The 15,104-nt window shown below is 49.4% G+C and carries 14 protein-coding genes and 1 riboswitch; of the genes, 2 read left to right on the top strand and 12 right to left on the bottom strand.

Features of this window, described 5'->3' with window-relative positions; translation table 11 throughout:
• Positions 1-406: 406 nt before the first annotated feature.
• From KO501_RS17085 to thiC, 7 genes are all read right to left on the bottom strand, one after another.
• Positions 407-1,426: a LacI family DNA-binding transcriptional regulator gene (locus tag KO501_RS17085; protein WP_216030902.1), complete on the bottom strand. Its 1,020-nt coding sequence runs from the start codon at positions 1,424-1,426 to the stop codon at positions 407-409.
• Between the two features lie 150 nt (positions 1,427-1,576).
• Positions 1,577-2,698, bottom strand: a complete 1,122-nt coding sequence (gene thiH / locus KO501_RS17090) for a 2-iminoacetate synthase ThiH (protein ID WP_216030903.1) — start codon at positions 2,696-2,698, stop codon at positions 1,577-1,579.
• Complete coding sequence (locus KO501_RS17095; protein WP_216030904.1) at positions 2,695-3,468, bottom strand: thiazole synthase; 774 nt, start codon at positions 3,466-3,468, stop codon at positions 2,695-2,697. Before KO501_RS17095 ends, thiH begins: the two co-directional genes overlap by 4 nt.
• Positions 3,469-3,472: 4 nt before the next feature.
• Positions 3,473-3,673 (bottom strand): sulfur carrier protein ThiS, encoded by a 201-nt coding sequence (gene thiS / locus KO501_RS17100; RefSeq protein WP_216030905.1) that lies wholly within the window; start codon positions 3,671-3,673, stop codon positions 3,473-3,475.
• Positions 3,663-4,415, bottom strand: coding sequence for a HesA/MoeB/ThiF family protein (locus KO501_RS17105; RefSeq protein ID WP_216030906.1), 753 nt, complete (start codon positions 4,413-4,415; stop codon positions 3,663-3,665). Before KO501_RS17105 ends, thiS begins: the two co-directional genes overlap by 11 nt.
• Entirely contained in the window at positions 4,402-5,874 is a 1,473-nt protein-coding gene (gene thiE, locus KO501_RS17110) for a thiamine phosphate synthase (RefSeq protein WP_216030907.1), read from the bottom strand. The genes KO501_RS17105 and thiE overlap by 14 nt, the downstream gene beginning before the upstream one ends.
• A 3-nt stretch (positions 5,875-5,877) precedes the next feature.
• Complete coding sequence (thiC, locus tag KO501_RS17115; RefSeq protein WP_216030908.1) at positions 5,878-7,755, bottom strand: phosphomethylpyrimidine synthase ThiC; 1,878 nt, start codon at positions 7,753-7,755, stop codon at positions 5,878-5,880.
• A 104-nt stretch (positions 7,756-7,859) separates the two neighbouring features.
• Positions 7,860-7,974: riboswitch (TPP riboswitch) on the bottom strand.
• A gap of 208 nt (positions 7,975-8,182) precedes the next feature.
• Here thiC and KO501_RS17120 point away from each other — a divergent pair.
• Positions 8,183-8,416: a FeoA family protein gene (locus tag KO501_RS17120; RefSeq protein WP_216030909.1), complete on the top strand. Its 234-nt coding sequence runs from the start codon at positions 8,183-8,185 to the stop codon at positions 8,414-8,416.
• Positions 8,417-8,455: 39 nt separating this feature from the next.
• Positions 8,456-10,273 carry a ferrous iron transporter B gene (locus KO501_RS17125; RefSeq protein WP_216030910.1) on the top strand — a complete coding sequence of 606 codons (1,818 nt, stop codon included), beginning with the start codon at positions 8,456-8,458 and terminating at the stop codon, positions 10,271-10,273.
• A gap of 54 nt (positions 10,274-10,327) precedes the next feature.
• On the opposite strand, the gene KO501_RS17130 is transcribed toward KO501_RS17125, so the two are convergent.
• Genes KO501_RS17130 through KO501_RS17150 form a run of 5 tightly spaced genes read right to left on the bottom strand, consistent with a single transcriptional unit; the run spans position 10,328 to position 15,018 of the window.
• The gene (locus tag KO501_RS17130; protein WP_216030911.1) at positions 10,328-11,512 is read right to left on the bottom strand and encodes a heme biosynthesis HemY N-terminal domain-containing protein; all 1,185 of its coding nucleotides are present in this window, start codon (positions 11,510-11,512) and stop codon (positions 10,328-10,330) included.
• Complete coding sequence (locus KO501_RS17135; RefSeq protein WP_216030912.1) at positions 11,509-12,702, bottom strand: uroporphyrinogen-III C-methyltransferase; 1,194 nt, start codon at positions 12,700-12,702, stop codon at positions 11,509-11,511. Before KO501_RS17135 ends, KO501_RS17130 begins: the two co-directional genes overlap by 4 nt.
• A 3-nt stretch (positions 12,703-12,705) precedes the next feature.
• On the bottom strand, positions 12,706-13,416 hold the full coding sequence (locus KO501_RS17140; RefSeq protein WP_216030913.1) for a uroporphyrinogen-III synthase: 711 nt from the start codon (positions 13,414-13,416) through the stop codon (positions 12,706-12,708).
• Position 13,417: 1 nt separating this feature from the next.
• Positions 13,418-14,353, bottom strand: coding sequence for a hydroxymethylbilane synthase (gene hemC / locus KO501_RS17145; RefSeq protein WP_216030914.1), 936 nt, complete (start codon positions 14,351-14,353; stop codon positions 13,418-13,420).
• Positions 14,350-15,018, bottom strand: a complete 669-nt coding sequence (locus KO501_RS17150) for an alpha/beta fold hydrolase (RefSeq protein ID WP_216030915.1) — start codon at positions 15,016-15,018, stop codon at positions 14,350-14,352. Before KO501_RS17150 ends, hemC begins: the two co-directional genes overlap by 4 nt.
• Between the last annotated feature and the right edge of the window lie 86 nt (positions 15,019-15,104).

Below are 15,104 nucleotides of genomic sequence, written 5' to 3' on the forward strand. Positions count from 1 at the left end.
GTTCCGATTCCAAAGTGCTTCGAAAATACTCATGAGGATATGTTGATCTGATTATGAGGGTATGAAAATACGTTCATCCAAAACCATCCTTTGGTATCTATTCAGTACTATCTAGAAGAGGTGAGAAAACGATTGGTATTGTACTGTAGCTTAGTGACAACTCCATGAATCACCATACTGGTGCTGGTGCACCAGCGCGTAACTATACCGTATTTGCGTTTAATTCATAGTGAAACCAGTATTCTACTTGGTTTCTAGCGCTAAGCGCCTGCTTTGATAGTCACTTTCACCGTTTTATCGAATATACCCAACTAAGATATTCAAAAATGCACATTGTTAGTGCAAGGCCAGTGCCACTTTTCAAAGGTTGTGTAAAGCCGCTTTCAGCTTCTTGTAAACCATACCACTAAGTCGACTTTCGAGTAGAGCTTCGTACAATTAGCGACGGTTTTACCAAAAATTCTTTTGCTTCAAAACCTGGATTGTTTTCTATCATGCCTAGCAGTTTTTTGGCGGCTAGCTTAGCCATAGCCGTTACTGGCCGGCGCAGTGTGGTAAGGGGGGGGATTACTCGCGAAGCCCATAGGTCGTCGTCAAAACCCGCTACACATAAATCTTCGGGAATTCGAATACCCAGTTCGTAGGCCACTTTTAGTACGCCAGCTGCCATTTCGTCGTTGTTGGCAAAAATTACTTCAGGTGGGTTATCTTGGCTAAGTAGGGCACGGCCACATCGTAATCCGCTTTCGTAGTAATTATTGCCTAGTACCACGCGATTATCGGGCAAAGTAATACCTAAATGGGCTAAAGTGTCGCGAAATCCCTCCAGTCGCTCTACCGACGAATAATAGTCGTTTGGCCCGCTTATAACGGCGATGTCAGAAAGCCCTAACGACACCAAATACCGTGCAAGTTCGCCAACAGCGGCGCGATCATCAGACACTACCATATGTTCGGGGTCGTCCAACTTCACGCAGGTCATGCTTACATAATGAATTTCGTTTAGTTTTAGCGCGTCGGCTAAGGGTTTACTTTCAGAAACCGGCGGTAACAGTATTAAACCGTCTATGTTCGACCTTTTTACAAAGTTTAGGCAGTTTTCCACAAATTCTGGGGTATTGTAATTACAGGGGTGCACTACCAGTTCGTAGCCTTTGTCTGAAGACACACTAACCACGCCACGCTGCACTTGGTCGATGTACAACGAATTGGGGTTGTCGTAAACCAATCCCAGTAAATATGAACGGCTAGCGGCCAGTCCGCGGGCTTGTTTGTCAGGAGAAAAGCCCAGTTCGGCTATCACTTCCTGTACTTTGGTAAGGGTTTTTGGGCCTACGCTGCCAGTACCGTTAATTACACGGGATACAGTGCGTTTAGACACACCCGAAAGGCGCGCAACATCGTTAATGGTAGGGCGTTTGTCCATAGTTACCACTTAGTTTTTATGGGCGGTTCATTAGCGCCATATGCTACTTTTGCTATTGCGTTTTGGCAGTGCAACAGGTGTAGCGTAAGTGTAGCCTCTTCTTTTGTGGCATAACAATGATAAATGCGCCAAACAGCGTGTTATTGGGGTTTATACCTCGCAGCCAAAACCCGGTAACCAGTCGCGCCATACTACTTCTAAACCGCTTTGGGTAATGGCTTGGGTCACTTCTGTTACGCTTCGGGTATCTTCGGTAGAAAATTGCGCTAACGCCGCTGAAGGCTCGCTGTATCCGCCAGGTTGAGTCTGCGACGCCGCCGACATGGTGGTAATAGCCAGCGGCACCACATTGTCACGAAACCAAGGGCTTTCGCGGGTAGATAAGCTTAGTTCGGCGTCGGGTAAAAACACCCGATAAGCGCATATTAGCTGTACTAATTGTTTGTCGGTAATGGCGCTTACCGCGTCAATGCCACCACCGCTACACGGGCGAATTCGAGGGAACGACACCGACACTCGGCTTTGCCAGTAGGTGTTTTGAATGCGTTCGCTATGCAGCGCAGTAAAGGCGCTGTCGGTGCGCCAGTCTGACAGCCCCAGCAGGGCACCTAACCCAATTTTTTTCATTCCGGCTTTACCTAACCGGTCGGGGGTATCTAGCCGATAGCTAAAATCCTGCTTGTTCCCCCGTAAATGATAATGACCATAACGTTGGGGGTGATAGGTTTCTTGATACACCAGCACGCTATTTACTCCCAACTGCTTTAACGCGCGATAATCGCAGGTATCAAGGGGTTGCACTTCCATGGCAACAAAGCTGAAGTGAGGGGTGATGGCCGGTAAAATTTCTCGAAAATACGCCATGCCCGCTTTGGTTTCATGTTCGCCGGTTACCAATAACACCGAATCGAACCCCATGGCTTTAATGGCCGCGACTTCGTTTGCCACCGCCTGTTTGTCTAATTTTGTTCGTTTTATACGGTTACTCATGGTAAAGCCGCAATAGGTGCACTCGTTGGCGCACAAATTAGACAAATACAGTGGCACGAATAACGACACCGTATTACCAAAACGTTGCCGCGTAATTTTTTTGGCTTTTAAGGCTAGGGTTTCTAGGTAAGGTTCGCCAGCAGGAGAAATCAACGCCAAAAAATCTTCCCAGGTGGGGCGAGGGGATGCTAATGCGGCGCGAACCTGTTGTGAGGTTTTGCTGTACAGTTTAAGGCGAATGTCGTCCCAGTTTTGCGCCAGCATGTGTTGGGCTACTGTCATGATAATGCCCCTAAAAAATCGGTAATGGGGCTAGAGGCGTCGGCGGTACTACGTTGGCTGGCCGTGCCCGCTAAAAAAGCCTGCCTTCCACACGCTACGGCACGGGCAAACGCATAGGCCATGTTAGCCGGGTCTCTAGCGGTGGCGATGGCGGTATTCACCAACACGGCGTCGGCGCCCAGTTCCATGGCAGCGCAGGCATCGCTAGGCTTGCCAATACCGGCATCAACAATTACCGGCACCGTGGCTTGCTCTATAATGATACGTAAGAAGTCGATGGTGCGTAGGCCTTGGTTAGAACCAATAGGTGCACCAAGCGGCATTACCGCAGCGCAACCCGCATCTTGCAGTCGGCGGCATAAAACGGGGTCGGCACTGCAATAAGGCAATACATGAAAGCCTTCTTTTACCAATACCTCTGCCGCTTTTAAGGTTTCGATGGGGTCGGGTAGTAAATACCGTTGATCGGGGTGAATTTCTAGTTTTAGCCAAGAGGTGCCCAACAGTTCTCGGGCTAATCGTGCGGCGTAAATGGCTTCGTCGACATTGGCCGCGCCCGAGGTGTTCGGCAGCAGGGTGACAGGCAATGAGCGTAAAATTGTTAATGTGGGGTCGGCTTGCTTAGCGGTGTTATTTACGCGTTTAAGGGCAAGAGTAACCAGTTGGCTTTCGCTGGCTTCAATCGCCGCTTGCATAATGTCAGGGCGGCTAAATTTGCCGGTGCCGGTAAGTAACCGCGAACGAAAGGTTGTATTGGCGATGGTAAGCATGGTTTTACCCTCCTGCAACCAGAGTGAAAATATCGACGTTATCTTGTTCAGTAAGCTGGTAATTGGCCCAGTCTGAACGGGGAATAATGGTGTGGTTTACGGCCACCGCTAGCGTGTCTAGGTTGCTGTTGTATTCACGCACTACATCTACCAGTGTGGCTTGGCCGGGCAACATCATTGGGTTGCCATTACAGTTAATTTCCATGGGTGTCTCTACATACATGACAGGCCGGATCCCGGCCAACATTAAACGTGCGCAGGGTTAGGGTGTCGGCGTCAAACCGGTGCAGCTGTCCCCATTGAACGGGGGCAATATCAGTTAGATAATTTAATGCCAGCATGGCCTGAAACTGCCCCGCCATGGCGACTACCGGGCTATAAATACCCATGTCTGTGCAATTAGTGTGGTGGCTAACCGAGGCACTTAAACAGGCATAACAGCCGTGGGGCTCCCCTGGCTTAATTGGCATTACTGTCGACACAAAACCACTGGCTGCAGCCGTAATTAAGGGTAAATCATACTGGTAGCAAAAACGGTTAATGCTCAGCCTGCCTTCTACGTTGTCGGTGCAATCAATAATGATGCTGCAAGTAAGCAAGTGCTTACTTAGTTGATTGTCGATAACGCGGGTTTTAAAGGTTTTTATACGGCATTCGCTATGCAAAACCTGTAGCCGTTGTTTTGCTGCCTCTACCTTTGCCATGCCAATACTTGCTTCGTCAAAAAGCCACTGACGGGGCAAATTACTAAGTTCTACGTTGTCGTCGTCAATAAGCAGTAAGTTACCTATCCCGGCCCCAATAAGGGCAGCACCAACCTGATGCCCTAAACCGCCTACACCAAAGATGGCCACGGTGGCGTGTTTTAGGGCTTGCTGTCGGTGTTCGTCCATGTTTTCTAGCAGCAAATGTCGGCTATAACGAGAATATTCATCAGCACGTAGCATGGTTTATCCTTTTTTGTAGTGCCATCGTGGTGGCTTCGGGAGTCGCACTTTCAGTAATGGCGGTAACCACAGCCACACTGTTAACTTTACAGGCCAATACCTCGTCTAAATTACTGCTGTTAATGCCTCCAATGGCAACGGTTGGAATGTCGCCACATAACGCAGCGTAGGCCTTCAGTCGGTTAGGCCCTTGGGGCAAAGACGGCATCGTTTTGGTGCGGGTGGGGTAAACATGGCCAAGGGCAATGTAAGACGGTTTAAGGGTAATGGCCCTGCACAATTCGGCGTAGCCGTGGGTCGATACCCCTAGCCGTAGTCCGGCCCTAGCAATGTGCTCGGTATTGGCTTGAGATAAATCTTCTTGCCCTAGGTGCACCCCAAATGCGCCATGTTCTATGGCCAATTGCCAGTGATCATTAATAAACAACTGGGTACTGTAGCGAGCGCACAAGGCTACGGCTTGCTTAATGGTACGACTTAGCTCGCGTTGCACCGTTGATGCTGTGGTTTTAATACGTAGTTGAATAATGCGAACACCCAGCGGCAACAACCGGGCTAACCATTCAATACTGTTTACCACTGGGTATAAGCCCGGCGATGCATAGCGTAAACGGGCAAAATTAAGCGCCGGGTTTGCAGCAAAAAAGCCACGGTAAACCGCCGGATAGTCGCTAAGAGCTGGCGGGCAGGGCACATAACTGGTCACGGCTTTGTGTTGATCTATCTTTTGCGCTACGCCATATGCACCGGCTATTTTGGCCTCGGCAATACAAACGGCATCTTCCACGGGGTAATCGCACGCTAAGGCGCCGGCGACGGCGCTAGCCAGCAAGCAGCCCGAGCCTCGTAACGAAAACGGTTGGCGATGCTGATGAACATAATGCCAACAGGTTTCGTGCTGATAAAGGGTGTCGAACACCTGGCTGTTGTTATCGCGATGACCGCCTTTTACCAATACCTGTTGGCAGCCAAACCCAAGTAAATTGTGCGCCGCTTGCCACTGTTGTTTGGCCGAATTTACAGGCATACCCGTTAGGGCGCTAAGCTCGTGTAGGTTGGGGGTAAGTAAGGTAGTGTGTACCAACAATGCGCAAATACTATCAAAAGACAATGCGCCTAATACCCCGCCACTACTGGATTTTTGAATAGGATCCCATACCACCGGAACGTTGGGGTACAAGCGCAAGTGTTTAACTATCATTGCTGCTTGTTCGTCGTTGGCTAAAGCGCCTATTTTTATTGCCCGAAGCCCCGCGCCAGAAAACGCGCATTCTAGCTGTTGCCGAAACAACGCTTGGGGCACGGCGGTTACTCCCTGTGTGCCAGAATGTGATTGGGCCGACACCAAGGTGCATACCGTGGCGGTATGCAATTGGCCATCGTTATTCGCGCGCACATCTTGGGCTATCCCCGCACCACCACTGCTGTCAATGCCGCCAATCATCAGAACCGTTTTCATTAATTAGGCTCCGGCTTTGGTGGCATCAACATACAGGCTGTTTCCGTTTGCCGAGAACTGCTGGGCCATCTCCTCCATGCCTTGGGCTTTGGTGGTGGCGTTGGCATGCTCTCGCACTTCCTGGGAGATCTTCATCGAGCAGAACTTAGGCCCACACATGGAACAAAAATGGGCTACCTTATTGGCTGCCTGAGGCAAGGTTTCATCGTGATAGCTACGTGCAGTGTAGGGATCTAACGCTAAGTTAAACTGGTCTTCCCAGCGAAACTCAAAGCGGGCTTTCGACATGGCATTATCGCGAATTTGTGCCCCAGGATGGCCTTTGGCTAAATCGGCGGCGTGAGCGGCAATTTTATACGTTATTAAGCCCTGCTTTACGTCTTCTTTGTCGGGCAGCCCCAAGTGTTCTTTGGGCGTTACATAGCACAGCATGGCACAGCCGTACCAACCAATCATGGCGGCACCAATACCCGATGTGAAATGGTCGTAGCCCGGCGCAATATCGGTGGTTAGCGGGCCAAGCGTATAAAAGGGCGCACCATGGCAATGGCTAAGCTGTTCTTCCATGTTTTCTTTAATAAGATGCATAGGTACATGGCCGGGACCTTCTATCATTACCTGTACATCGTATTGCCAAGCAATTTTGGTAAGCGCGCCTAAAGTACGTAGTTCGGCAAACTGGGCTTCGTCGTTGGCATCGGCAATAGAGCCAGGACGCAGGCCATCACCTAGCGACAAACTCACGTCGTAGGCGGCGCAAATTAAACAAATTTCGTGGAAGTGTTCATACAAAAAGCTTTCTTTATGATGATACAAACACCATTTGGCCATAATAGCGCCACCACGAGATACAATACCCGTAACCCGATTAGCCGTAAGCGGTACAAAGGGCAAGCGTACCCCCGCATGAATGGTGAAGTAATCGACGCCTTGCTCGGCTTGTTCAATTAGGGTGTCGCGAAATACTGCCCAGTCGAGATCTTCAGCCACACCGTTTACTTTTTCTAGGGCCTGATAAATGGGCACCGTACCAATAGGAACGGGGCTGTTTCGCAGCAACCATTCGCGGGTTTCGTGAATATTGCGGCCGGTAGACAAATCCATAACAGTGTCGGCGCCCCAGCGTGTTGCCCACACCAGCTTTTCCACTTCTTCTTCAATAGACGAGGTGACCGCCGAATTACCAATGTTCGCATTTACCTTTACCAGAAAATTGCGCCCGATGATCATGGGCTCGGCTTCAGGGTGGTTAATATTGGCTGGAATAATGGCACGTCCTGCGGCTACTTCTTCGCGCACAAACTCAGGGGTGATGACTTCAGGAATGCGGGCACCAAAATCTTCGCCAGGGTGCTGCTGTTGTAAAAGCTCATCTCGAATGGCGGCGCGGCCCATGTTTTCCCGAATGGCAATAAACTCCATTTCCGGGGTAACAATGCCGTTGCGGGCATAATGCAATTGGGTAACGTTTTTGCCGGTAACGGCTTTGCGTCTAACTGGCTTGGCATGAAAGCGAATAGATTCGGTAGTGATATCGGCATTACGCACTTGTGCGTAGCTAGATTCTGATCTCACCACGGTGCGGGTATCTTGTCGGCTTTTTATCCATTCATCTCTTACAAGTGGGATCCCCGCGGTAACGTCTACCTGCACGTTCGGATCGCCAAATACACCGGCAGAATCGTATACCGGAATGGGCGGGTTGGTTTCAAATTTACCACTGCTTAACGGGGTGGGCGACTGGTCGATAAGGCGCATGGGCACGTGTATCGAACCATCTTGATTGCTTTCGTAATGACGGCGAGAGTTAGGGAACGCTTGGCCGGTAAGGGAAGCGATAAATTGTTGCGCTTGTTCGCGCTTTTGACGTCGAGTTGACATAGCATTAAATCCTTTGTTTTCAAAGAGTAAATGCTTGCCAGGAGTGTATACAAGGGGGGCAACACAAACGCTAAAATCCAAAACAGAGGGGATTGGACGTACTGCTGTGTTGCGTTCTTGTTCCCTTCGCAGGTATTAGCCTGATCAGGTTCTACGGATCCCGTTTTTACGGTCTCAGCTTGCTTCCAACTGGAAGACGAAGCACTCCGACAAGTTCTGCAATTACTATAAGCGTTGTTAACGGGTAAAAACAAGCCTTGTTTAAGCAATGGTATAAGCTATTAGTCTGAATCTATGGCTACTTAGTCGGTGTGTGTCTGGTGCAGGTGGTGGGGTTTTGTTAGCCTGAATGAAAATAATTGCTATTTCATGGCGTATGGCGTAAAAACACTGCGCCCAGCCCGTCGGCGCAGTAAAGAGAAAAATTATGACACTTTGGGAATTGCCAGCTCAGCAGCGGGCCACCGTTGCATCCCTTGCACCAAATCTTCACGCAAAAGTGACAGCCAGATTGGCTGAAATGGGCGTAGAAGCCACTCAAGAAGTCCTTTGCTTGCGTAAAGGCCCGTGGGGCGGACCTGTCATCATTCAATTAGGCGGTAGCGTGTTTGCCGTTGAAAAAGAGTTAGCGCAACACATTCATGTGCATGCTAGTCACTAAGTAAGCCTTGCTTTAGCAGTAACAGGAAAGTCTTCTTATATGCAACGTATTCTAATGGTGGGGAAACCCAACGCAGGTAAAACCTTATTGTTTAACCAGCTAACGGGGTTGCGCCAAAAAGTCGCGAATTACCCAGGCGTAACAGTAGAAGTTAAACATGGTCGCTGCCAGAACTATAACCTTGTGGATTTGCCCGGTACTTACACCTTAAACGGGTTAAGCCGAGACGAAGAAATTGCGGTTAAGGAAATCACCAATGCCATTGCCAAAGACGATACAGCTTTGGTGGTTTGCTTGCTGGATGCCACACGGCTAGAGCGTAGTTTGGTGCTGGGGCTGCAAATTCAGCAGTTAGCAAAAGCCCACAACAAAGCCATGATTTTCGCGCTTAATTTTATTGATGAGGTACGGCGTATTGGTGAGGATATCGACACCCAGCGCTTGTCTGACGCATTAGGCAGCCCGGTGTTTGCGTTATCGGCCCGTACCCTTGATGGTCTGCACGAATTTAAACAAGCCATGTTATCGGCGGCGGCAGAACCAAGTAAAAACGTACCCAAAACAAGCTTAGATGCCAACGAAAAGGCGTCGCTACGAAGCCGTGAACTGGCGACTTCTTATGGTATTGGTACCGACATTGTGCTCACCAATCAAAATAAGATCGACCGCTTCTTGTTAAATAGTGTGGTTGGATCGGTGTTTTTCCTCGCCATGATGTTTGTGCTGTTTCAAAGCGTGTTTACCTTGGCAACGCCTCTTATGGATGGGGTAGAAAACGGCATCGCCGAGCTAGCCACAGGCATCACGTCTCTATTACCTGCAGGCATTGTAAGTGACTTTCTAAACGACGCCATTTTTGGCGGGCTAGGGTCGTTTTTAGTGTTTGTACCGCAAATTATGGTACTGACGTTTGTGATTGGCTTACTTGAAGACAGTGGCTATTTGGCGCGTGCCGCGCTGGTATGTCATCGCCCTCTTAGCTTTTTTGGGTTGTCTGGCCGTAGTTTTATTCCCTATTTGTCGGGGCATGCTTGTGCTATTCCTGCCATTATGGCGGCACGTACCATTGAATCGCCCCGTAAACGCTTGATCACCATGATGACCATTCCTTTGATGTCATGTTCGGCGCGCTTACCGGTATACGCCTTGCTGGTGGCGGTGTTAATTCCCCGAGAAGGCACGTTTTTAGGGGTATTTGATTTACAAGGCGCGGCGTTTTTTGGTTTATTCTTTTTTGGCATTGTAATGGCGCTGGTGGTGAGTCAATTGCTTACCCGCTTTTTGCCCGCCGATTTAGAAGAATCAGACATGCCGTTTATTCTTGAGTTACCTACCTATCGTTTACCCCACTGGAAACCGTTATTTAACCGGGTGATTAACAGCGGCGTGCAGTTTATTCGTCGTGCTGCGCCGGTTATCTTTATGGTGTCGGTGGGCATTTGGGTGCTGGGCTACTTCCCCCTCGAAAGCAACCTGCAAAATAGCTGGTTAGGGCAAATTGGCCACTTTATCGAGCCGGTATTTGCGCCTATGGGGTTAGATTGGCGCTATGGCGTGGCCATCCTAATGTCGTTTTTGGCCCGTGAAGTATTTGTGGGCGCGCTGGGCACCTTGTTTGGCATGGACGACGCTGAAGATAACGTAGCCGGTTTGTCTGAACGTATTCAGGCTGATGGGCTTTCCGTAGCATCAGGGTTAGGGCTGGTATTGTTTTACGTAGTGGCACTGCAATGTGTGGCTACCGTTGCCATGTTAAAAGGCGAAACGGGCAGTAAGAAACTGGCGTGGGGCTTGTACGCGGGCTACGGTATTTTAGCCTATAGCATTGCCGTATTGGTGAATCTTATCGGCTCTTGATAACTTAGCACTGGCAAATAAAAAGCCCGCTTAGCTGCGGGCTTTTTTAATGGGTTAAGGCTGAGATTGGTGTTCTAAGGCGGCGCCCCGTTTATACAAAGATAAGGCCTGTGCATCGTTGTGACGGCGTTCGCTTATTTGCGCAAGGATCATCAAGTCTTCTGGATTCTCGTGCAATTTCACCGCTTTAAGCAGCACTTTTTCGGCCAGGATATCGTCGCCAGCATTGTAGGCCACTTGCCCTAATGCCGAATACAACTGGGCGTTGGTATCGTCTTGCTTAATCCACTGTTCTAATGCGGCAATGGCTTTGGCCGGGTTTGGCATACTCAGCTGTGTCATTAATGGCAGTAATACGGGGTGTGGCCCTTTTTTCTGCCATTCTGTTAAGCGTAGCTCGGCTTCGTTATGCATGCCTTGTTCTAACAATTGCTGTGCATAGGCGGCTCGGTACGCATCGTCGTTACGTAACTTGCGGGGTAAGTCTTGCCAATGTTGTTGTAGGGCGTGGGCCCCTTGTTTACTCGCAATTTCTGCAAACTTACCTTTAGCTACCGTTTGCGCCCAGGTTACGTAATCGTCTTTTAACGGTTTACGCCATTGGGGAAGGGTTTCTTGTAATGCTTGCCATTGGCCTAGCTCGCCCATGGCTTGGGCTTTTACTCGAATTACCTGCGGGTGTCGGCTGGCTTTTTCGTCTAGCTGATTCAGTTTGTCTAGGGCGGCTTGTTGCTGGCCTTGCTGAATGTCTAATCGAGCTAGGGTTAATGTGGCCGCTACCTTGGCGTTGTCGTAATCGGCGGCTTTGTCTAATAGCCATCTAACGCGATCATGCTCGCCTAAGGTTTGGGCAACCTGCGCCGCGGCTAAAAAGTTTACCCCATCAAAATCGCCATCGTTGGTTTCTTGTAGGGCCTTTTTAGCACCTTGTAAATCGCCTTCAGCCATGGCATGTAAGCCGCGGTAGAATTTCCGTTCCCGCTTGCGACGGGCTCGCCCACCAAACCACGCATGAGAGCCTTTAAACAACCCTAACGTGCGGCCAATGATGCGCAACACAATCCATAGCACTAAACAGGTAACAAACAAGGTAATGCACAAGCTGACCACCGACATTTCGATGTTCGTTGTGCCCATAGAAATTAATACATAGCCTTTATCGCCTACCACTTGCGGGGCAATAAGCATGGCCGCCAGAATAACCAGAATTAAGATGATGGCATAAATCAGTCGCTTCATAGTACCTCCGCACTATTACCGTAGGCACCATTGATCCGCTGTTCCATCAAACGTTGAAGGGGCGCTGTGGCGCGAAGGGATTCAGGCAATGATTCTTGAATATTGGTGTTGGTAAGTGAGGTAAGGGTAGACAACGCGCCTTGTACGCCGGGCGACTGAGTATCAAATTTATCGTTAAGTAACCCAATGGCGTTTTGTAACGAGCTATTAAATAAGTCGTTTTGGGCGGCAATGGCGGCAGACTGTGCCTGCATGATCTGTAGTTTAAGCTGTTCTTTGTACAACCATTGTTGTTCGGCGCTCATCATGGGCGCTACCGGGGCATCGTCATGACTAACGGAAATAAAATCATCCACAATGTCGTGCCATACCTTGGCCAAATTGCTCTGCCAGTCGTCGATAGATTCCGACAAGCCTTCATTTTCTGCGGCGTCACCTGGGCGACTAAAAGTATGTAAGGGCAAATCATCGGCTTTGGAAAGCAAGCCAGATAACGATAACGCCAGTTGTGTTCTGTCTACCGTGTTGACCTGACGCAACGATTGAATGTCTTCGGCAATGTACCCACGAATAGGGATCACCGAGGGATCAGACAGTTCCTGCAAACGCTCGTCGGCATTGCGTAGCAACAAAATGGCGGTGTTAATGTCTTTTTCTAGCCAAATTTTTCGGCCCGCCATTCGTACCAAATAATCGGCTTCTGCTAACAGCCAATCTGAAGGGCGACGGCCTTCCATGTCGTTTAGCTGCGATATAAGTTGTTCGGTTTGCACTTCCATGGTGTCAGTTTTTTGCATTAGCGCATTTACCGATGCGGCTAATTCTTGTTTGCTATTTTCCAGTGCCACCAGTTGCTGTTGCAACGTGCCGTTTTCATCATTCAGGGCTTCTAGTGCACTTTGCTGCAATTGTTGCTGGCTAATAAGCAGTTGGTTGCTGTTGTCTTTGTCCCAGATATACCAGTAAGCGGCTGCACCTAAGGCCAACACCAGTAATAAGGTAATAATTAGCACCACCCACAAGGCGGCCTGGGATTTGGCTTTTTGCGGTTTTTCTGCTGCCGGCTTTTTCGCTTTGGGTTTGGGTTTCGGTTTCACCTCTGCTGACGTTGACGACGGCGCAGGCCCGCGCGTGTCCTCTTCCGGTAATACTAACTGGTAATCCGGTTTGCTCTTATCTTTGTCAGCCATGTTTTACTCCCAATTGTCCTTTATCCACGCACTTAGTGCGTTGTCACTGGCGTCATTACAAACAGCCACCCTGTGTACGCCTGAAGCTTTTAAACGTTCTGCAATACGTTCACTTACCGTTAACCACGGGCGTTCACATAAACTGTGGCTATCGTATAGTTCAAACAGTTGTTCAGCCATTTCGCCACTGGTGGCTACTATGCCCTTAATTGCATGCCACTGCCAATTATCAGTTTGTATAGGTCGCAGGTTTTTTTTCCGGTAGTAAAACAAATATTCTTCTACCTTAAACCCCCGTGTTAGCAGTGTATCTCGCAAAGTGGTTCGACCACCTTGCCCTTTAATAATAACTACTCGGCGAGAATTTGCACTATGTAGTTGCGACAGTGACAGTAATCCTTCCGAGTTTTGTTGCCTTGGCACCGTTACAGTAAATCCGTTGCGACGCAATACCGATGCCGTTGATGTACCTACGGCCATCCAGATTGTATCGGATCCAAATTCCCCTTCATTATACAACTTAACCGCTGCAAATGTGCTGGTAACAATGGCAAGGTGCGGTGCCGACTTGGCAAATTGCGCCTTGCATTGATCTATCTGCGTTTGGTCGTAACAAATAGTAACCGGCGCTACCCCGGTTACCGCAATACCCGCCGCACGAAAGGCCGCTACACTGGTTGTCAGCTTTTGCTCGGGGCGGGTAAGTAAATACATATTACGAATGTAACGCTTTTAAGATCTCGCCTGCTCCTTGGGCCAGTAGGGCATCAGCCACTTCCACGCCCAAACTTACCGCACGAGAACGATCGCCGGTGGCCGAAGCGTACAACAAGGTTTGCCCATCCACACTGCCTACCATACCCGTTAGGGTAAGGACGTTGTCGGTAAGTGTAGCAAAACTGCCAATGGGCACCTGACATCCTCCTTCTAAGCGAGCATTCATTGCCCGCTCTGCCGTTACGCGATCGGCAGTATCGACGTGATTTAAAGCTGAAAGCAGGGCGATTAGATCGGGATCATCATTGCGACACTCGATGCCCACTGCGCCTTGTCCTACCGCCGGTAACGACGTTTCTGGCGGTAGCGGCTGGGAAATGCGATCTTCCATTCCTAAACGAATTAATCCTGCCGAGGCCAAAATAATGGCGTCGTACTCGCCCTTATCTAGTTTGGCGAGTCGCGTATTTACGTTACCCCGTAAGTCTTTTATTTGTAGGTCGGGGCGATACTTACGTATTTGGCACTGCCTACGTAAGCTGGATGTTCCCACTACGGCGCCAAGGGGAAGATCTTCTAATTGACCGTAGGTATTTGACACAAACGCATCAAAGGGGTTTTCCCGTGGGCAAATGGCGTGTAAGCCAAAACCGTCAGGAAAATCTACCGGTACGTCTTTCATACTGTGTACGGCAATGTCTGCCCGGCCTTCTACCATGGCAATTTCTAATTCTTTAATAAACAGCCCTTTGCCACCAATTTTAGCCAGCGGCGTATCAAGAATTTTATCGCCCTGAGTGCTCATGGGAAGCAGTTCCACGGTTAGCTCTGGGTGGGCTTTTTCAAGCTGTGCTTTGACGTATTCGGCTTGCCAAAGGGCAAGGGCACTTTTGCGGGTGGCAATACGTATTATGCGAGATGGGCTCTGGCTCATAAACACTCCTGTAGCCAGCGGCTAATGGCATTTATTTCATCCATACACACGTTGTGCTGCATGGGGTAGGTGGTCCATTGTGGGTTAAAGCCTGCCGCTTTTAACGCGTCGTAGGCCATATTGCCTAAAGCCACAGGTACCACATTGTCTTGCACGCCGTGAGCCATAAAAATAGGGCTCGACTTATTAATATCGCTAGCTTCGTCTTGCAGTTTGGCCGGTTCGCTCATGTAGGTCGATAACGCCATAATGCCCGCCAGTTTGTGCGGAAAGCGAGTGCCTAATTGTAACGCGATAACACCGCCTTGAGAGAAGCCAGCTACCACCATTTTGTCATAGGCAAAACCCTCTTCGTGCAGTTGTGCCATTAACGCCGTAACTTGTTGTGCACTTTCAAGCACCCCTTCGGCATCGGCCCGCTGGTTAAAATCCATCGATTTAATATCGTACCAAGCACGCATACGCATACCGTTGTTGATAGTCACGGGCCGTTCTGGCGCATGGGGAAAGATAAAGCGCACAGGTAGTGAGGCTGGCAATTTCAATTCAGGCACAATGGGGGCAAAACCGTGACCGGAGTCGCCTAAACCATGCATCCAAATAACGCAGGCTTTTGGGTTTTCCCCAGTGTTTTTCTCAACATAAGGTAAGAGGGCTTCTGTCATAATGTCGCTTCTGTGATCATAGAGTAATAAAGGTTGCGCATTTCACAATTACGCAAAGATACCGGCTATGCTACCATTGCCGTCTG

Source organism: Alteromonas sp. C1M14 (assembly GCF_018860965.1).
In the GTDB taxonomy this organism is placed as follows: Bacteria; Pseudomonadota; Gammaproteobacteria; order Enterobacterales; family Alteromonadaceae; genus Alteromonas.